This is a genomic window from Streptomyces sp. NPDC058662 (assembly GCF_042716255.1).
GTDB lineage: Bacteria > Actinomycetota > Actinomycetes > Streptomycetales > Streptomycetaceae > Streptomyces.
Map to the genome: position 1 here is coordinate 1 of NZ_JBHXRU010000007.1, position 17,627 is coordinate 17,627.

The following is a 17,627-nucleotide window of genomic DNA, read 5'->3' on the forward strand; positions in this document are numbered from 1 at the left end:
GTGTTGTCCCCCGGCGCCCGGGGCCGGGCTCCCCGCCGGTCCCGGGGCGCCCCCCTTCCATTGGCCGGGGAAGAGCGTAGATCTGGCGCGTTTCGGTCGGTACCCTGAGCGGGCTTCGAACTCGTTCGCACACCGAGGGAACCTGGGGGGCCGGTGCGCAACCGCCGACTCGTGATGTCCGCTGTCCTGGTCGCGGCGGGTGTGGGCCTCGGCGTCGCCCTCGTACCCGGCGCCGCGCAGGGCGCCGATCCGGCCGAGGGCGCGGCCCGTGGGACGGCCGCTCCCGTGACGGGCCTGGCGCAGGCGCGCGCGGCGAACGTGCGGACCTTCACCAGCCCCGGCGACCGCACCGTCCGCAGCGCCCTGCCCGCGGCCCGCGGCACGGCCGTCGCCCCGCGGGCGTCGGCGGCCGGCGGGAACCAGGGCCTGGAGATCCAGCTCGGCGCCTCCGCGGGCACCGCCCACGGACTGTCGCTGGAGTCCTGGATCACCAGCGAGGACACCGCGCTCGACGTCGTCGTCGACTGGGGCGACGGGACGCAGGACCGGGCCACCGCCTCCGGCTCGACCACGCTGAAGCACCGTCACGTGTACGCGAGGACCGGGCCGTACACGGTCGCCGTCACCGTGACCGACGCCGCCCACAACGTCCGGGCCGTCAACTCGCTCCCGTACGTGACACCCGGATCCGACTTCACCCCGCACGCCCCCACCCGGCTCCTCGACACCCGCGACGGCACCGGCGCGCCGCAGGGCATGGTCGGCGCCTACTCCTCGGCGCGGGTGAGGGTCGCGGGCAACGCCGGAATCCCGGCCGGGGTCACCGCCGTGGCCCTCAACGTCACGGTCACCAACACCCGTACGCCCGGACACGTAACCGTCTTCCCGGGCCGAGGGTACGAGCGGCCGACCACCTCGAACGTCAACTACACCGCCGGCCGGACCGTCCCGAACCTGGTCGTCGTGCCGGTGGGCGAGGACGGGTACGTGGAGCTGTACAACGGCGGCTGGGAGCAGGTCGACCTGATCGCCGACGTCACGGGCTACTACACGCGCACCGCGGCCGCCGGTTACGTCCCGCTGGACCCGGTCCGCCTCGCCGACACCCGCTCGGGCACCGGTACGGCCCGGGGCCCGGTCGCCGGGTACGCCTCCTTCGACCTCCGCATCCGCGGCGAGGCCTCCATCCCGGCCGGGGCCACCGCCGTGGCCCTGAACGTGACCGCCACCGGTCCCAGGGACGCCGGCCACCTGACCGCCTACCCGAGCGGCGGGCAGCTGCCGCGCACGTCCAACGTGAACTACGAGGCGGGCCGGACCGTGGCGAACTCGGTGATCGTGCCGATCGGCGCCGACGGGAAGGTCAGCATCCGCAACGGGGGCTGGGACGCGACCGACGTCGTCGTCGACGTGGTCGGCTACTACAGCCCCGACAGCAACGCCGCCTACATGCCGCTCGCCCCGGCCCGGCTGCTCGACACCCGCTCCCCGGACTGGAGGAAGGGCCCGTTGCGCGCTCGTACCTACGCCTACCTGGGCGTCTCTCCCGACGAGGCGGGCATCGCCGGGTACGTGCTGAACGCGACGGTCACCCACACCCGGGGCGCGGGCTTCCTGTCGGTCTCCCCGGACCCGAACTCGTGGGACGAGAACGAGAACGGCACGGGCGCCGCGCCCGAGCGGCCCGTGTCCTCGGCCCTGAACTGGACGGCGGGCGCGACCGTCGCGAACCTCGTGCAGGCGAGCTCCGGGGACCACGGGGTCGTCGACTTCTGGAACCAGGGCTGGGACGACACCGACCTGGTCGTCGACATCTTCGGCTACTACGAGACGAAGTAGCCGAAGGGGCGGCGCGCCGCAGCGCACCGCCCCTCGCGACCGCTCCCGCTTACAGGAAGGAGTTGATCTCGATGGTCTCGGTGCGGCCGGGGCCGACGCCGATCGCGGAGATCGGGGCGCCCGACATCTCCTCCAGGGCCTTGACGTACGCCCGGGCGTTCGCCGGGAGCTCGTCGAAGGTCTTGGCCTTGGTGATGTCCTCGGACCAGCCGGGGAAGTACTCGTAGATCGGCTTGGCGTGGTGGAAGTCCGACTGCGAGTACGGGAGCTCCTCGACGCGCTTGCCGTCGATCTCGTACGCGACGCAGACCGGGATCTGCTCCCAGCCGGTCAGCACGTCCAGCTTGGTGAGGAAGAAGTCGGTCAGACCGTTCACCCGGGTGGCGTAGCGTGCGATCGGAGCGTCGAACCAGCCGCAGCGGCGGTCGCGGCCGGTGGTCACACCGCGCTCGCCGCCGATACGGCGCAGGTCCTCGCCGTCCTGGTCGAACAGCTCGGTCGGGAACGGGCCCGCACCCACACGCGTGGTGTAGGCCTTCAGGATGCCGATGACGCGGCTGATCTTGGTCGGGCCGACACCGGTACCGGTGCAGGCGCCGCCCGCGGTCGGGTTCGACGAGGTGACGAAGGGGTACGTGCCGTGGTCGACGTCGAGCAGGGTGCCCTGGCCGCCCTCGAAGAGCACGACCTTGTCCTCGTCCAGCGCGTCGTTGAGGATCAGGGTGGTGTCGGCGACGTACGGCTTGATCTGCTCCGCGTACTGGAGCATCTCCTCGACGATCTGGGCGGCGTCGATCGCGCGGCGGTTGTAGAGCTTCGCGAGGAGCTGGTTCTTGCCCTCCAGCGCCGCTTCGACCTTCTGGGTGAGGATCGACTCGTCGTACAGGTCCTGGACGCGGATACCGATGCGGTTGATCTTGTCCGCGTAGGTCGGTCCGATGCCGCGGCCGGTCGTACCGATCTTGCGCTTGCCGAGGAAGCGCTCGCCGACCTTGTCGAGGGTGACGTTGTACGGCGTGATCAGGTGCGCGTTGCCGCTGAGGAGCAGCTTGGAGGTGTCGATGCCGCGCTCGTTGAGGCCGCGCAGCTCGGAGAGCAGGACGGCCGGGTCCACGACGACACCGTTACCGATGACCGGGGTGCATCCGGGGGAGAGGATGCCGGAAGGGAGAAGGTGCAGCGCGTACTTCTGGTCGCCGACGACGACCGTGTGGCCGGCGTTGTTGCCACCCTGGTAGCGCACTACATAGTCAACGGATCCACCGAGCAGGTCGGTGGCCTTTCCCTTGCCCTCGTCACCCCACTGAGCTCCGAGCAGCACAAGAGCGGGCACAGGCGTACACCTCTTCCGGATGGGGCATGTCCAAGGCCAGGGGGCGTACGACGATGTACACCGCAGGCTGAGCCGTCGGACCGGTGCCCCGGAATAGACGAAGGCCCTGGCGCAATAGCGCAAGGGCCTCTTGCACAAAGATGCTACCCGAGGAAGGACCGAGGTGTCGGCTCCAGAGCCCACCATGAGCCACGCGGGCGCGCCGGTAGGCGGCCTGCTCGTGCTCGTCGACCCGGTCGCCCGCCGTCTTGACGGCGAGTCCGTGCGAATCGCGAAGGATGTGTTGTCAGCGGGAGCGGCGGCGAAAATCTGCCTCCCGGATTCGCAGGAGGAATTCGCGCGGGCGCTCGCCCGCCGGGGCCATCGGCAGCCGGTGATCGTCGGCGACGACCGGGCCCTGGTGCGGGCCGTGGGGCTGCTGCACCGGGAGCGGGGGCTGGGGGAGGGCGCCCTGGCGCTGGTGCCGGTGGGTCACGCGGGGTCCTTGGGGCTCGCGCGGTCGCTCGGCGTGCCGCTGTCGGCCGTCTCGGCGGCGCGGGCGGTGCTCGACGGGTCGGTCCGGGTCTGCGACCTGCTGGTCGACGACAGCGACGGGGTGGTGCTGGGGGCGCTGCGGATCCCGCCGGTGCGCTCGGCGGCCGCGCCGTCCGTGTGGAGCGCGTACCGCTCGCTGGTACGGACCCTGGTGGGGCCCGCCGGCGGCGGGCCCCACCGGCTGCGGGTGGAGGCGGACGGGGTGGTGCTGGCGGACGTGGACCGGCCGGTGGCGGACGTCCTGGTGCGCACGCGGGACGACGGCGGGCCGGCGGAGGTGGTGGTCCGGCGGGGCGCGACGGCGGTGACGGCGCGGGCGAAGACGGTGACGGTGTCGGGGGCGGACTTCCGCTACCGCGCCGACGCGGCGGTGGCCGGCCCGGTCCGCCGCCGCACCTGGACCCTGCGCCCCTCGGCCTGGACCCTGACCGTCCCGCACTGACCGGGCCGGGCGCGGCGGCCGGGCCGCCGGCCGTCCCGTACAGCCCGGGCCGCGCCGGCCGTCCCGTACAGCCGGGGCCGCGGCGGCCGCGGCGGCCGCGGCCGCCCGGACGCCGTGCCCTAGAACTCCACCAGCAGTTCTTCCAGCCCCCGGATCACGTACCCGTCCCGCCACCGCGGCTCCTCCACGAGCCGCAGCGGCGGCACCCCCTCGGCCAGCAGCGCTCCGAAGGAGGCCTCCAGCTCCCGCCGCGCCAGGGGCGCTCCCAGGCAGTAGTGGATGCCCGCGCCGAAGGTCAGGTGCGGGTTGTCGGCCCGCAGCAGGTCCAGCGTGTCGGGAGCGTCGAACCGGGCGGGGTCGCGGTTCGCGGACCCGAAGAGCAGCGCCACCTCCGCCCCGCGCGGCACGGTCGTGTCACCGATCCGGATGTCGTCGAGCACCCAGCGTTCGAACATCTGGAGCGGTGTGTCGTACCGCAGGAGTTCATCCACAGCTGTGGACAAGTTCTCGGGATCGCGGCGCCTGCGGAGAGCCGCGAGCTGATCCGGGTGCCGCAGCAGGGTCCACCAGCCGTTCGCGGTGGTGTTGACCGTGGCCTCGTGGCCGGCGTTCAGCAGCAGCACACAGGTGGAGATCATCTCCTGCTCCGTGAGCCGGCCGTCCTCGTCGTGCGCGGCGATCAGCCCCGAGACCAGGTCATCGCCGGGGCGCGTGCGGCGCTCGGCGATCAGGTCCCGCAGGTACGCGCTGAAGTCGATGCTCGCGCGCACCGCACGCCGGGCCGTCTCCTCGTCCGGCCGCAGTTCGAACATGCCGCAGATCTCCGCGGACCAGGGCCGCAGCAGCGCGCGGTCCGCCTCCGGCACCCCCAGCAGCTCGGCGATCACGGCCACCGGCAGCGGTTCGGCGAGGGCGGTGAGCAGGTCCCCGCCGCCCTCGGCGAGCAGGCTCCCCACCAGCTCCCCCGCCATCCGCCGCACGGCGGGCACCAGGCGCTCCACGGTCCGCGGGGTGAAGGCCTTGGCGACGAGCCGCCGCACCCGCGCGTGCGCGGGGTCCTCCAGGTCCAGCAGGCCGTTCCCGTTGAGGACGTGGAAGGGCTCGTGCTCCGGCGGGGGAGCCGTGCGCCCGAACTCCTCGTGCGTGAAGCGGTGCAGGTAGGTCCGCCCCAGCCGCCGGTCGCGCAGCAGCGCGCTCACATCGGCGTAGTGCGGCACCAGCCACTGCCCGGTGGCCTCCCACCACACCGCCCGCCCCCGCTCCCGCAACTCCCGGTAGGCCGGGTACGGATCGGCGACGAACGCGGCATCCCACGGATCAAAGCCCATCCCGGCAGCCTAAGGGCTGTCCGTCGCCCCGGCGGGAGTCGCGCGGGGCGCGGGAGCCGGCGGCGTCAGGACGGGCGCACCAGGCGGGTCTCGTAGGCGAACACCGCGGCCTGCGTGCGGTCCCGCAGGCCCAGCTTCACCAGCACGCGGCTCACATGGGTCTTGACCGTGGACTCCGCGACGACCAGGCGGTCCGCTATCTCCGCGTTGGACAGCCCCTGCGCGATGAGCACCAGCACCTCCGTCTCCCGCTCCGTCAACTCCCCCACCCCCGCCGGGTCGGCCAGCCTGGGCGCCTCGGAGAGCTTGGAGAACTCCGCGATCAGACGCTTGGTCACCGACGGGGCCAGCAGCGCCTCCCCGGCCGCCACCACCCGCACCCCGTCCGCCAACTGCCGGGCCGACGCGTCCTTCAACAGGAACCCGGAGGCCCCGGCCCGCAGGGCCTGGTAGACGTACTCGTCGAGGTCGAAGGTCGTGAGGACCAGGACCTTCGCGTCCGTGTCGGCGGCCACGATCTCCCGCGTCGCGTCCAGGCCGTTCATCACCGGCATCCGGATGTCCATCAGCACCACGTCCGGGCGCAGCGCCGCGACCTGCGCGACGGCCTGCCGGCCGTCGACGGCCTCGCCGGCCACCTCGATGCCCTCCATGGCGTTGAGCAGGACGGAGAAGCCCTCGCGGACCATCATCTGGTCGTCGACGATCAGGACCCTGATCGTCATGCCGCGTCCTGCGCGGGCTCGCCGGCCGGCTCGGGGCGGCCGCGTACCGGTATGAACACCGCCACCTCGTACCCTCCGTCCGCCGTCTCCCCGGCCGTCATCTCGCCCTCCAGCATGGCCACCCGTTCCCGCATGCCGGTGATGCCGTGCCCGGCGCCCGGTGAGGGCCGCGCATCCCCGGTCGCCGCCTCGTTGACGACGCGGACACCCAGGCCGCCCAGTACGTACGAGACCTCCACACCGGCCCGCGCGCCGGGCGCGTGCCGCAGCGTGTTGCTCAGCGCCTCCTGGATGATCCGGTACGCCGACAGCTCCACACCCTGCGGCAGCTCCCGCACCGCGCCCGTCACCGTCTTGTCCACGGGCAGTCCGGCCTCCCGCACGTTGGCCAGCAGCCCGTCGAGCGAGGCCAGCGTCGGCTGCGGGGCGTCCGGGGCCTCGTAGTCCGCGGAGCGCACCACCCCCAGCACCCGGCGCAGCTCCGTCAGAGCGGCCACCGCGTTCTCCCGGATGGTGACGAAGGCGGCCTCCAGCTCCGGCGGCGGATTCTTCACCCGGTACGGCGCGGCCTCCGCCTGGATGGCCACCACCGACATGTGGTGCGCGACCACGTCGTGCAGCTCCCGCGCGATCGTGGTCCGCTCCTCCAGCAGCGTCCGCCGGTCCCGCTCGACGGCCGTGACCTCCAGCTGGGCGGTGACCTTGCGCCGTCCCTGCTCGCGCACGGTGCGGATGCTGACCGCCAGCAGGACGAGGCCGGAGAGGAAGGCCATCGGCCCGAGCTCCACGGACCGGCCCACCACGACGGTCATCGCCGCCCCGAACGCCATGGTGATCAGCCACAGCCACAGGGCCGCCCGGGGCCGGCTGCGCAGGGCCACCACGGCGACGACGACCAGGTGGGGGAAGAAGGTGGCGGGCCCCCAGGGCCAGGTGAAGCCCGTGTCCTGCAGCACGGACAACGGCGCGGTCAGGCCCAGCATCAACCAGAACGCCCCGCAGGGCCGCACCAGCGTCATCAGCACCGGTGTCGCCGCCAGGAGCCCCAGCAGCAGGTTGAAACCGGAGTCCGACCGGCTGTTGACCACAGCGGTGATCAGCGTCACCAGGGCGAGGAAGCCCACCGTCGCATGCGGCAGGAACGCCAGCTTCGGGCGCACCGGCTTCGGCAGCCGCCGCACCACCGGGCCGTCGGTACCCAGGGGTGGCAGCGGCCGGTACGCGAAGGCGTCGGTGACCAGGTCGTCGCGAAGGCTCTGGAGCAGTCCCGTGGCCAGTCGGAACTCAGGCGGCCGGGCTGTCCCCCCGGCGGTCGTCTCTCTCATGTCCGCAACCGTAGGTGCGCGCCCGCCCGGTCCGCGTCGCCGCTGATGGGGATTTCCGGGCCTCCCCCTCAAGTACTACCCCGGCCCGCCCCAGTAGCCCGTCGGGCGGATCAGACCGGTCCCGACAGGGCGTCCAGGGTCTCGGACAGCCGGTCGAGGACGCGGACCGTTTCGGCGAGGGCCGCGTCGCCCAGTTCGTCCGCGAGGCGGGTGGCCGCGGCGGCGTGGCCCGGAGTGATGCGGGAGACGGCCGCGAGCCCGGCCTCCGTGGGGCGCAGGAGCTTCGCCCGCCGGTGGGCCGGGTTGGGGACGTACTCCGCGAGGCCCTTCGCGGCCAGGAGGTCCGCGACGCGCTGGACGCTCTGGCGCGTGATGCCCATGCTGCGGGCGATGCCCGCCACGGGCAGCGGTTCCCTCAGCACCGCGCCCAGTACCTGCCACCACGCCGCCGTCAGGCCCGCCGGCCGGGCCAGCTCCTCCGAGAGGGCGAGGAACTGGCCGTTGAGCCGGAACACCCCGAGCGCGGTGCGGCTCAGCAGTTCCTGCCGGGCGCGGAGCGGCAGCGGGACGCCGGGCTCCGCCGAGTCGGGCGTCCCGTCCGGCCGCTGCGCCGTGCGGGGCGCCGGCCCGTCCGGACCTTTCGCCCCGCCGGCCGCCCGACCGGGGCCGTCCGCTTCGGTGTGCTCAGGCATCGCCGGCCTCCGCCGCCGCCATCAGAATCGGGTACGCGCTCGCGTCCGAGTCGTGGAAGAGGCGGTACCAGGCGTCCAGGACGTCCGGCTTGTACACGCCCAGGCGGGCGAAGACCTCGCGGGCGAAAGCCACCGGTTCCGTCGGACCCGCCGTGATCAGGTCGCCGTCCGTGACCGCGTCGGCCTCGACGTAGTGCTCGGCGCCTGTGTAGCCGGGCTGCGGCGCCAGGTAGAAGGAGGCGCCGCTGGTGTGGGCGCGGTCGTTCAGCAGGCCCTCGCGGGCGAGGCCGGCGGTCGCGCCGCAGATCGCGGCGACCGGGACCCCGGCGTCCAGGAACTGCCGCGCCTTCGCCGCGAAGGGCGCCAGTGCGTCGCCGGTGTCCCAGAGCGAGGCGCCGGTGAGGATCAGGAGCGCGGAGTCCTCGGGGCGGAGGTCGGCGAGGGCCAGGTCGGGCTGGACGCGGACGCCGCCCATGGTGGTGACGGGCGCTCCCGCGACCGGGCCGACCGTACGGATCCCGTGTCCGCGCTGGGTGAGGTGCGCGGTGGTGTGGCCGGTCTCCCAGTCCGCGAAGGTGTCGTAGACGGCGAGGTGCACGGGCTTGCGCGGGGTCTCGTTCATGGTGGTCGCCTCCAGGAGCCGAGTATCTATGACAGAATCCTGTCATTGTGGGAGTGTGCTGTCAATGTCTGTCAGGGTCTGTCGATGCTCGGGGGTTCGGCTGCGGCTCCGGCGCCACGGGCGGACAGATTGCCGAGACCGGCCCCCCACCCGCATACAGTCCGCCGATATCCCTCCCGACCTGCGCACTTCTAGCGTGGCGACATGACCCCTCATGTCACCCCGCACACCCTTGTCGCAGTCAAGGACGCCGACCGGAAGCATGTCTTCCACTCCTGGTCCGCCCAGGCCCTGATCGATCCGCTGGCCGTCGCCGGGGCCGAGGGGTCGTACTTCTGGGACTACGACGGGAACCGCTTCCTGGACTTCTCCTCCCAGCTGGTCAACACCAACATCGGCCACCAGCACCCCAAGGTCGTCGCCGCCGTCCAGGAGCAGGCGGCCCGGCTCTGCACCCTCGCGCCCGGCTTCGCGGTCGACGTCCGCTCCGAGGCCGCACGCCTCATCGCCGAGCGGACCCCCGGCGACCTGGACAAGATCTTCTTCACCAACGGCGGCGCCGAGGCTGTCGAGAACGCCGTCCGCATGGCGCGGCTGCACACCGGACGGCAGAAGGTGCTGTCCACCTACCGCTCGTACCACGGGGCCACCGCCGCGGCCATCAATCTGACCGGCGACCCGCGCCGCTGGCCCTCCGACACGGCGGCCGCCGGTGTCGTGCACTTCTGGGGGCCCTACCTCTACCGCTCCGCCTTCCACGCCGCCACCGAGGCCGAGGAGTGCGCCCGCGCCCTCACCCACCTCGCCGACACCATCGCCTTCGAGGGCCCGCAGACCATCGCGGCGATCATCCTCGAAAGCGTGCCCGGCACCGCCGGGATCATGACGCCGCCCGCCGGCTACCTCGCTGGCGTGCGCGAGCTCTGCGACCGCCACGGCATCGTCTTCGTCCTGGACGAGGTGATGTCCGGCTTCGGCCGCACCGGCGCGTGGTTCGCCGCCGACCACTGGGGCGTCACCCCCGACCTGATCACCTTCGCCAAGGGCGTGAACAGCGGTTACGTGCCGCTCGGCGGTGTCGCGATCTCCGGCGCCATCGCCGAGACCTTCGCCACGCGCCCCTACCCCGGCGGGCTGACGTACTCCGGTCACCCCCTGGCCTGCGCCGCCGCCGTCGCGACGATCAACGCGATGGAGGAGGAGGGCGTCGTGGAGCACGCCGCCCACCTCGGCGAGAACGTGCTCGGCCCGGCCCTCGCCGAGATCGCCGAGCGCCACCCCTCGGTCGGCGAGGTGCGCGGCCTCGGTGCGTTCTGGGCGCTGGAGCTCGTACGGGACAAGGAGACGCGCGAGCCGCTCGTCCCGTACAACGCCTCCGGCGCGGCGAACACGCCGATGGCCGAATTCGCGGCCGCCTGCAAGGCCTCCGGCCTGTGGCCCTTCGTCAACATGAACCGTACGCACGTCGTCCCCCCCTGCACGATCACGGAGGCGGAGGCCAAGGAGGGCCTGGCCCTGCTCGACGAGGCGCTGTACGCGGCCGACCGGCACACCACCGCCGGCTGACGGCGGGCCACGGCCCGTTCCCGTCCGGGTAACGGGCCGTACGTCCGTATATCGGCCATGAACCGATCGGTTTCGGCCTTGCTGTCTGGCCTATGGTGTCCGGAGTCGTACGACAGGAGACGGACCCCTATGCCAGGCAGCGGCGCTGTCACCCGCAACACCCTCCGCCAGCAGATCGCGGACGCGCTGCGCGACGAGGTGCTGGCGGGACGGCTGCCGCCGGGGACCGAGTTCACGGTCAAGCAGATCGCCGAGCAGTACGGGGTCTCCGCGACCCCGGTGCGCGAGGCGCTGGTGGACCTCTCCGCCCAGGGCCTGCTGGACCTGGTCCAGCACCGGGGCTTTCGCGTCCGCGCCTTCTCCGTGGACGACTTCCGGGGCATGGTCGAGGCCCGCTCGCTCGTCGTGGACGGGATCTTCCGCCGGGTCGCCGAGCGCGGCACCGTGCCGGGCGCGGGCGAGATGCTGGTGTCGGTGCGGCGCCGGGCCGAGGAGGCGCGGCGGGCGGCGCGCAGCGGTTCGCTCGAAGTGCTGATCGGCTACGACCTGCGGTTCTGGCGCGAGCTGAGCGGCCTGGTCGGCAACAGCTACATCTCCGACTTCCTGCACCGCGTCCGGGTGCAGTGCTGGGCCTTCGCGGTGCCCCACCTCCAGCGGGAACCGCAGCTGCGGGCGGCGCTGTGGGACGGGCACCGGGAGCTGGTGGACGCGGTGACGCTGGCGGACATCGACCTGGCGCGGCGGCTGGTGGCGGAGTACAACCAGCACGGGCTGGACTGGGCCGCGCGGCTGCGGGGGTGAGGGCGGGCGGCCGCTCCCGCGCGCGGGCCGGGTTCTGCGCAACCCTTCGCGGAGCGTGTCCGGAGCACTACGCTGGCCGGATCGGCGGCATCGACTGATCGGAGTCCGCGTGGCCTGTGACCTGTGGCTGGTCCCCCTTGTCGACGTGCTGTGCCACAGCCCCGACAACCCGTTCGCGGAAGAGATCGCCTCGTACGACAAGGCGCTGGGCGAGGCCGGACTGCCGTCCGTGCCGGTGTTCCAGTACATGCCCGGTCTGAGCGGGGACGTCGCCCCGGTCGCCGGCTTCGACTACGACGCCCTGCACTTCCTGCGGCGGGCGTACCTGCTGCAGATCTGCGGCCTGCCGGTGACCCCGGTGGACGAGCTGGGCGGGGACTACGAGCAGCTGCTGGAGATGTTCGAGTCCACGGCGCAGCAGTCGCACCTGGTGTGGCACTACGACCACGCGGGAGCCTACGTGCCGGTGGACTTCCCTGTTCCGCTGGCGAACGAGGAGCTGCTGGGCGGGGGCGGGCCGCTGGGGTCCGCGCAGGGGCTGCTCCGGGAGCTGGCGTTCGTCGCGCCGGCGATCGGGATAGACCCGGGGAATCCGCCGGCCGCGCCGGCGCCGCCGGGGCGGCCGACGTCGCTGGAGGAGCCGGCCGGGCCGATTCCGTACGACGACAGTCCGTTCGCTCGGGAGCGGCATGTGTGGCTGGGGCTGCATGCGGCGGCTACGCGGAGTCTTGGGCAGGGGTCGATGATCATCTTCAGCTAGGGCCGGGGGGTGGGGCCGGTGCCGGGTGCGGGGTGCGGGGTGCCGCTGCGCGGAGCTGGTCCCCGCCCCGCCCTTTCTCCGTTTCCCGGGGGCTCCGCCCCGGACCCCTCAACGGCGCTCCGCGCCCGCGCCTCAAACGCCGGCGGGGCTGGGGGCGTAGCTCCGCCCCGGACCCCCTACGGCGCTTCGCGCCGCGCCTCAAACGCCGGCGGGGCTGGAGGTGGCGGGGCTGGGGGTGGCGCTTCGCGTTCGCCTCAAGCGGCGGCGGGGCTGGGGGTGTGGCGGCGGGGCTGGGGGGTGTGGTCAGCGGGGTTGTTCCGGGGGGCGTTGGCGGGGCATGTTCGGGCGGGTGCCCGGGGGCATCGGGAAGCGGGCCGGGGGGATGCCCGCGTCCGTGCGGGGGGCGGGGGCGCCCAGTGACTGCATGGCCAGCGGGGCGGGGCCGGAGCGGAATTCCACCATCCAGTCCGCCGTCTCCGAGCGCACCAGGTCCGTGACGTCCTCGGAGAAGCGCCGCAGCACGGTCAGACAGCGCTCGGCGGCCTCGCTCGCCGTGCCCTCGGTGGGCCCCAGCACCTCCCGCACGTTCTCCGACGCCCAGTCGAACTGCAGCGTCTGGAGGCGGCGCTGCACCGCCTGCGCCGTCGCCACGTTCCGCATCCAGCCGGACGTGAGCCCGAAGAACCGGTCGCAGGCCAGCGCGGCCGCGCCCAGCAGCAGCGCCAGGTACCCGTACGCCGAGGCGTTCGACACCGAGCCCGTCAGCTCCAGGAGCGGCATCGCGGCGCCCGTGACGGCGCCCGCGGCCGCGCAGACCCGCAGGACGCGCGCGCCCCGACGCTTGCGGGTCCGGTCGGCCAGATACCACTCGGCGGTGCGCAGCGCATCGGCCTCGACGCGCCGGTACAGCTCGTCGAGCCGCTCGGCGGGCTCGCCCCAGTCCCCCAGGGGGAACGGCAGGCCGGTCAGATCGCCCGGTGCCGTCGGCCCGCTGCCCTCCCCCTCCCGGGGGTCCCGGGGTGGCCCCTCGGGCTGCATCTCCGGCTGGCTCACCCGGCACTCCCTCTGCCTGCGCTGACGTGTGGTGGTGCGCGTGTGCGCAATGGTGCGCATGCTCTTCCTACCTTCGAATGACGCCGGCTGGACGACGAATCCCGGGATTTCCGCCCGCAAGGAGGTCTCCATCAGGTACGCGTACGCCTCGACTCTCACTCGAAAGAGTTGGTCCTCACGGCGTAGGGCGCCGCGCCCGGGGAGCACGTAGGCTCGGATTGACCAAGCGGACCGCGAGGTCCGGCGTCCGGTTCTACGTATGGAGTGAGTGCCCTGTGATTCCCGGTGGTGGCCAGCCCAACATGCAGCAGCTGCTCCAGCAGGCCCAGAAGATGCAGCAGGATCTCGCGGCCGCTCAGGAGGAGCTCGCGCGCACCGAGGTCGAGGGCCAGGCCGGGGGCGGTCTGGTCAAGGCGACCGTGACCGGTTCCGGTGAACTGCTCGCGCTGGTCATCGACCCGAAGGCGGTGGACCCGGACGACACCGAGACCCTCGCCGACCTGGTGGTGGCGGCGGTCCAGGCGGCCAACGAGAATGCCCAGGCGCTCCAGCAGCAGAAGCTGGGCCCGCTGGCCCAGGGCCTGGGCGGCGGGGGCACCGGCATCCCCGGCCTGCCGTTCTAGCCCGTGGTTCCCGTAGTCCCGTAGTTCCGGCAAGACCCGCAAGACCCGCAAGACCCGCAAGACCCGCAGGGACCCCGCGGTGACCGTGGTGACCCGTACCGAAAGAAGGCAGTCCGTTGTACGAAGGCGTGGTCCAGGACCTGATCGACGAACTGGGCAGGCTGCCCGGCGTCGGGCCCAAGAGCGCGCAGCGGATCGCCTTCCACATCCTGCAGGCCGAGCCCACCGACGTCCGCCGCCTCGCGCACGCGCTGTTGGAGGTCAAGGACAAGGTCCGGTTCTGCGCGGTGTGCGGGAACGTGGCGCAGGAGGAGCGGTGCGGGATCTGCCGCGACCCCCGCCGCGACACCACGGTCATCTGCGTCGTCGAGGAGCCCAAGGACGTCGTCGCCATCGAGCGGACGCGCGAGTTCCGGGGGAAGTACCACGTCCTCGGCGGCGCCATCAGCCCGATCGAGGGCGTGGGCCCGGACGACCTGCGCATCCGCGAGCTGCTGACGCGCCTGGCGGACGGCGAGGTGACCGAGCTGATCCTCGCCACCGACCCGAACCTGGAGGGCGAGGCGACCGCCACGTACCTCGCCCGCATGATCAAGCCCATGGGCCTCAAGGTCACCCGCCTGGCCAGCGGGCTCCCCGTCGGGGGAGATCTGGAGTACGCGGACGAGGTCACGCTCGGGCGGGCCTTTGAAGGAAGGCGACTTCTCGATGTCTGACGCAACGCTGCACGCCTTGGGCCAGGACCCGGACGACTTCGCCGTCCAGATCGCGGACCAGATCGAGTCCTTCATCGTCGCGGTCACCGAGGTGGCCAAGGGCGAGGACCCGGACAGCGCGGTGCCCTTCCTCCTCCTGGAGGTGTCGCAGCTGCTGCTGGCGGGCGGGCGGCTGGGCGCGTACCAGGACGTACTGCCCGACGAGCGCTACGAGCCGGACCTCGGCCCTGAGCCGGACGTGGACGACCTGCGCGAGCGGTTCGCGCTGATGCTGGAGCCGGTCGACGTGTACTCGGAGGTCTTCGACCCCTACGAGCCGCGCAAGGCCCCGGTCGCGCACCGGATCTCCGACGACCTGGCCGACGTGGTGGCGGACCTGCGGCACGGGCTCGCCCACTACCGGGCCGGCCGGACGACCGAGGCGCTGTGGTGGTGGCAGTTCTCGTACTTCACCAACTGGGGGCCGACGGCCTCGGCGACCCTGCGCGCCCTGCAGTCGCTGGTGGCCCACGTGCGGCTGGACCAGCCGCTGGCGGCCCTGGACGGCCTGGACACGGACGAGGACCTGACGGAGGACGAGCTCGCCGAGCAGGCCGGACAGGTGATGGCCGAGGAGCTCGGCCGCCTGGGACGCCCGTAGGCCCGGCCCTGTGAGCGTGGCCCGACGCCCCTCGGCGCGGCCCTAATCGGCCGCTCCCCGAGGGAACCCATCCGTTGATCGTTTCGTCTCATGATGTGGTACGAAGCGGTCGGATCGCGGCTGCTCGTTACACTGCACCAGCAATGATACGGACTGAGCGAGGAGCGCACGTGGGCCTTGTCGTGCAGAAGTACGGAGGCTCCTCCGTAGCCGATGCCGAGGGCATCAAGCGGGTCGCCCAGCGGATCGTGGACGCCAAGAAGAACGGCCACCAGGTGGTCGTCGTGGTTTCCGCGATGGGCGACACGACGGACGAGCTGATCGATCTCGCCGAGCAGGTGTCGCCGATGCCTGCCGGGCGCGAATTCGACATGCTGCTGACGGCGGGAGAGCGGATCTCCATGGCCCTGCTGGCCATGGCGATCAAAAACCTGGGCCACGAGGCCCAGTCGTTCACCGGTAGCCAGGCAGGTGTGATCACCGACTCGGTCCACAACAAAGCGCGCATCATCGATGTCACGCCGGGCCGTATCCGCACCGCGCTGGACGAGGGCAACATCGCCATCGTCGCCGGCTTCCAGGGCGTGTCCGCGGACTCCAAGGACATCACCACCCTCGGCCGCGGCGGCTCGGACACCACCGCCGTCGCGCTCGCCGCGGCGCTGGACGCCGAGGTGTGCGAGATCTACACCGACGTGGACGGCGTGTTCACCGCCGACCCGCGCGTGGTGAAGAAGGCCCGGAAGATCGACTGGATCTCCTCCGAGGACATGCTGGAGCTCGCCGCCTCCGGTTCCAAGGTGCTGCTGCACCGCTGTGTCGAGTACGCACGCCGATACGACATCCCGATCCACGTCCGCTCGTCCTTCTCGGGACTTCCGGGCACGTGGGTCAGCAACGAGAATCCGCAAGGGGACGAGCAGGTGGAGCACGCCATCATCTCCGGAGTCGCTCACGACGTCTCCGAAGCCAAGATCACGGTCGTCGGCGTTCCGGACAAGCCGGGCGAGGCCGCGGCGATCTTCCGCGCCATCGCGGACGCCGAGGTCAACATCGACATGATCGTGCAGAACGTGTCGGCGGCCTCGACGGGCCTCACCGACATCTCCTTCACGCTCCCCAAGACCGAGGGCCACAAGGCCATCGACGCCCTGGAGAAGGCGAAGGGCGCGATCGGTTTCGAGTCCCTGCGCTACGACGACCAGATCGGCAAGATCTCCCTGGTCGGCGCGGGCATGAAGACCAACCCGGGCGTCACCGCCTCCTTCTTCCAGGCGCTGTCCGACGCGGGCGTCAACATCGAGCTGATCTCCACCTCCGAGATCCGCATCTCGGTCGTGACCCGCCAGGACGATGTCAACGAGGCCGTCCGCGCCGTGCACACGGCCTTCGGCCTCGACTCCGACAGCGACGAGGCCGTCGTCTACGGAGGCACCGGACGATGACCGCGCCCCGGTCCCCCGGCCCGGCGCTCGCCGTGGTCGGGGCGACCGGAGCCGTCGGTACCGTCCTGCTCCAGATCCTGTCCCAGCGCAAGGACGTCTGGGGCGACATACGCCTGATCGCCTCCGCGCGCTCGGCCGGCCGCGTGCTGGCCGTCCGCGGGGTGGAGACCGAGGTGACCGCCCTCACCGAGGACGTCTTCCACGGCTTCGGTCCGGGCGACATCGCACTCTTCACGACCCCGGCCGAGGTCTCGGCCCGGTGGGCTCCCGCCGTCACCGCGCGCGGCGCCGTCGTCGTGGACCAGTCGGCCGCCTTCCGGGAGGACCCGGAGGTGCCGCTGGTGGTGCCCGAGGTCAACGGCCATGCCCTACGGGTCCGGCCGCGCGGGATCGTCGCGGGCCCGGACTGCGTGACCGCCGCGATGATCGCGGCCGTGGGCGCGCTGCACGCCGAGTACTCGCTGGCCGAGCTGTCCGTCTCCTCGTACCAGGCCGCCGGCGCCGCCGGCCGGGCCGGCGCGGAGGCGCTGCGCCGCCAGCTGTCCCTCGTCGCCGGCACCGCCCTGGGGGAGCAGCCCGGCGACGTGCGCCGGGCGGTGGGCGAGGACACCGGGCCCTTCGCGGCGCCGCTCGCGCTCAACGTCGTACCGTGGTCCGGCGAGTTGCGCGACGGCGGCTGGTCCTCGCACGAGCTGGCCGTACGGGCGCAGACCCGCCGGATCCTGCAGCTGGAGCGGCTGCCGGTCTCCGTGACCTGCGTGCAGGTCCCGGTGCTGACGGGGCATTCGCTGACGGTGCGGGCCCGGTTCGAGAACGCCGTGGACGCCGCGCACGCGCGGGAGATCCTGGACGCGGCCCCCGGCGTGGTCCTCGTGGACGACCCGGCGGCGGGGGAGTTCCCGACCCCGGTGGACGCCGCCGGTACGGATCCGGCCTGGGTGGGACGGGTCCGGTCCTCACTCGACGACGGGCACGCCCTGGAGTTCTTCGTGTGCGCCGACAATCTCCGCAAGGGCGCGGCCCTGAATGCCGCGCAGATCGCCGAACTGATCGCAGATGAATTTGCGTAATTCGCTTTGTAGGATCAGTGCGGATCCCTTGATCAAGGTGATGGCCCGACCGCCGTCTCGATGGACGGGGCAATCGGGAAGAGCGGGTACGCATGAGGGCAATGGGGATTTCG

17 protein-coding genes are annotated in these 17,627 nt (G+C 72.4%); 10 read left to right on the forward strand and 7 right to left on the reverse strand.

What is annotated here, in order from left to right:
- Nucleotides 1-153: 153 nt before the first annotated feature.
- On the forward strand, nucleotides 154-1,839 hold the full coding sequence (locus ACFWUQ_RS04810; RefSeq protein WP_384532811.1) for a hypothetical protein: 1,686 nt from the start codon (nucleotides 154-156) through the stop codon (nucleotides 1,837-1,839).
- Nucleotides 1,840-1,888: 49 nt separating this feature from the next.
- Here the strand turns inward: ACFWUQ_RS04810 and ACFWUQ_RS04815 are convergent, their stop codons facing one another.
- Nucleotides 1,889-3,172 (reverse strand): adenylosuccinate synthase, encoded by a 1,284-nt coding sequence (locus ACFWUQ_RS04815; protein ID WP_384532812.1) that lies wholly within the window; start codon nucleotides 3,170-3,172, stop codon nucleotides 1,889-1,891.
- 184 nt (nucleotides 3,173-3,356) lie between these two features.
- Here ACFWUQ_RS04815 and ACFWUQ_RS04820 point away from each other — a divergent pair, with 184 nt between their 5' ends.
- Complete coding sequence (locus tag ACFWUQ_RS04820; protein ID WP_384533071.1) at nucleotides 3,357-4,148, forward strand: diacylglycerol kinase; 792 nt, start codon at nucleotides 3,357-3,359, stop codon at nucleotides 4,146-4,148.
- 119 nt (nucleotides 4,149-4,267) lie between these two features.
- On the opposite strand, the gene ACFWUQ_RS04825 is transcribed toward ACFWUQ_RS04820, so the two are convergent.
- The 5 genes from ACFWUQ_RS04825 to ACFWUQ_RS04845 all read right to left on the reverse strand — a co-directional run bounded on the left by ACFWUQ_RS04825 (nucleotide 4,268) and on the right by ACFWUQ_RS04845 (nucleotide 8,840).
- Nucleotides 4,268-5,476 (reverse strand): cytochrome P450, encoded by a 1,209-nt coding sequence (locus ACFWUQ_RS04825; protein WP_384532814.1) that lies wholly within the window; start codon nucleotides 5,474-5,476, stop codon nucleotides 4,268-4,270.
- Between the two features lie 65 nt (nucleotides 5,477-5,541).
- Nucleotides 5,542-6,201, reverse strand: a complete 660-nt coding sequence (locus tag ACFWUQ_RS04830; protein WP_384532817.1) for a response regulator — start codon at nucleotides 6,199-6,201, stop codon at nucleotides 5,542-5,544.
- Complete coding sequence (locus tag ACFWUQ_RS04835) at nucleotides 6,198-7,526, reverse strand: sensor histidine kinase (RefSeq protein ID WP_384532820.1); 1,329 nt, start codon at nucleotides 7,524-7,526, stop codon at nucleotides 6,198-6,200. Before ACFWUQ_RS04835 ends, ACFWUQ_RS04830 begins: the two co-directional genes overlap by 4 nt.
- Nucleotides 7,527-7,636: 110 nt before the next feature.
- Nucleotides 7,637-8,218 (reverse strand): MarR family winged helix-turn-helix transcriptional regulator, encoded by a 582-nt coding sequence (locus tag ACFWUQ_RS04840; protein WP_384532823.1) that lies wholly within the window; start codon nucleotides 8,216-8,218, stop codon nucleotides 7,637-7,639.
- Nucleotides 8,211-8,840, reverse strand: coding sequence for a DJ-1/PfpI family protein (locus tag ACFWUQ_RS04845; protein WP_384532826.1), 630 nt, complete (start codon nucleotides 8,838-8,840; stop codon nucleotides 8,211-8,213). Before ACFWUQ_RS04845 ends, ACFWUQ_RS04840 begins: the two co-directional genes overlap by 8 nt.
- A 204-nt stretch (nucleotides 8,841-9,044) precedes the next feature.
- Here ACFWUQ_RS04845 and ACFWUQ_RS04850 point away from each other — a divergent pair, with 204 nt between their 5' ends.
- The 3 genes from ACFWUQ_RS04850 (at nucleotide 9,045) to ACFWUQ_RS04860 (ending at nucleotide 11,967) form a co-directional block, all read left to right on the forward strand.
- A complete protein-coding gene (locus ACFWUQ_RS04850) occupies nucleotides 9,045-10,406 on the forward strand; it encodes an aspartate aminotransferase family protein (RefSeq protein WP_384532829.1) in 1,362 nt (453 codons plus the stop codon).
- Between the two features lie 129 nt (nucleotides 10,407-10,535).
- A complete protein-coding gene (locus ACFWUQ_RS04855) occupies nucleotides 10,536-11,207 on the forward strand; it encodes a GntR family transcriptional regulator (protein ID WP_384532831.1) in 672 nt (223 codons plus the stop codon).
- A 109-nt stretch (nucleotides 11,208-11,316) separates the two neighbouring features.
- Nucleotides 11,317-11,967 carry a hypothetical protein gene (locus ACFWUQ_RS04860; protein WP_384532834.1) on the forward strand — a complete coding sequence of 217 codons (651 nt, stop codon included), beginning with the start codon at nucleotides 11,317-11,319 and terminating at the stop codon, nucleotides 11,965-11,967.
- Between the two features lie 303 nt (nucleotides 11,968-12,270).
- On the opposite strand, the gene ACFWUQ_RS04865 is transcribed toward ACFWUQ_RS04860, so the two are convergent.
- Complete coding sequence (locus ACFWUQ_RS04865) at nucleotides 12,271-13,020, reverse strand: SLATT domain-containing protein (protein WP_384532836.1); 750 nt, start codon at nucleotides 13,018-13,020, stop codon at nucleotides 12,271-12,273.
- 275 nt (nucleotides 13,021-13,295) lie between these two features.
- On the opposite strand from ACFWUQ_RS04865, the gene ACFWUQ_RS04870 reads away from it, so the two are divergent.
- The 5 genes from ACFWUQ_RS04870 (at nucleotide 13,296) to ACFWUQ_RS04890 (ending at nucleotide 17,514) form a co-directional block, all read left to right on the forward strand.
- Entirely contained in the window at nucleotides 13,296-13,643 is a 348-nt protein-coding gene (locus ACFWUQ_RS04870) for a YbaB/EbfC family nucleoid-associated protein (RefSeq protein ID WP_384532839.1), read from the forward strand.
- A 116-nt stretch (nucleotides 13,644-13,759) separates the two neighbouring features.
- On the forward strand, nucleotides 13,760-14,359 hold the full coding sequence (recR, locus tag ACFWUQ_RS04875; protein WP_073917308.1) for a recombination mediator RecR: 600 nt from the start codon (nucleotides 13,760-13,762) through the stop codon (nucleotides 14,357-14,359).
- Nucleotides 14,352-14,999 carry a DUF5063 domain-containing protein gene (locus ACFWUQ_RS04880; protein ID WP_384532842.1) on the forward strand — a complete coding sequence of 216 codons (648 nt, stop codon included), beginning with the start codon at nucleotides 14,352-14,354 and terminating at the stop codon, nucleotides 14,997-14,999. Before recR ends, ACFWUQ_RS04880 begins: the two co-directional genes overlap by 8 nt.
- Nucleotides 15,000-15,169: 170 nt before the next feature.
- Nucleotides 15,170-16,444 (forward strand): aspartate kinase, encoded by a 1,275-nt coding sequence (locus ACFWUQ_RS04885; protein ID WP_384532845.1) that lies wholly within the window; start codon nucleotides 15,170-15,172, stop codon nucleotides 16,442-16,444.
- On the forward strand, nucleotides 16,441-17,514 hold the full coding sequence (locus ACFWUQ_RS04890) for an aspartate-semialdehyde dehydrogenase (protein ID WP_384532847.1): 1,074 nt from the start codon (nucleotides 16,441-16,443) through the stop codon (nucleotides 17,512-17,514). The genes ACFWUQ_RS04885 and ACFWUQ_RS04890 overlap by 4 nt, the downstream gene beginning before the upstream one ends.
- Nucleotides 17,515-17,627 lie beyond the last annotated feature (113 nt).

Coding starts and splice junctions, on each gene's coding strand:
- ACFWUQ_RS04820 (WP_384533071.1), top strand. CDS start 3,357: ATGAGCCACGCGGGCGCGCCGGTAGGCGGCCTGCTCGTGCTCGTCGAC.
- ACFWUQ_RS04825 (WP_384532814.1), bottom strand. CDS start 5,476: ATGGGCTTTGATCCGTGGGATGCCGCGTTCGTCGCCGATCCGTACCCG.
- ACFWUQ_RS04830 (WP_384532817.1), bottom strand. CDS start 6,201: ATGACGATCAGGGTCCTGATCGTCGACGACCAGATGATGGTCCGCGAG.
- ACFWUQ_RS04835 (WP_384532820.1), bottom strand. CDS start 7,526: ATGAGAGAGACGACCGCCGGGGGGACAGCCCGGCCGCCTGAGTTCCGA.
- ACFWUQ_RS04840 (WP_384532823.1), bottom strand. CDS start 8,218: ATGCCTGAGCACACCGAAGCGGACGGCCCCGGTCGGGCGGCCGGCGGG.
- ACFWUQ_RS04845 (WP_384532826.1), bottom strand. CDS start 8,840: ATGAACGAGACCCCGCGCAAGCCCGTGCACCTCGCCGTCTACGACACC.
- ACFWUQ_RS04850 (WP_384532829.1), top strand. CDS start 9,045: ATGACCCCTCATGTCACCCCGCACACCCTTGTCGCAGTCAAGGACGCC.
- ACFWUQ_RS04855 (WP_384532831.1), top strand. CDS start 10,536: ATGCCAGGCAGCGGCGCTGTCACCCGCAACACCCTCCGCCAGCAGATC.
- ACFWUQ_RS04880 (WP_384532842.1), top strand. CDS start 14,352: ATGTCTGACGCAACGCTGCACGCCTTGGGCCAGGACCCGGACGACTTC.
- ACFWUQ_RS04890 (WP_384532847.1), top strand. CDS start 16,441: ATGACCGCGCCCCGGTCCCCCGGCCCGGCGCTCGCCGTGGTCGGGGCG.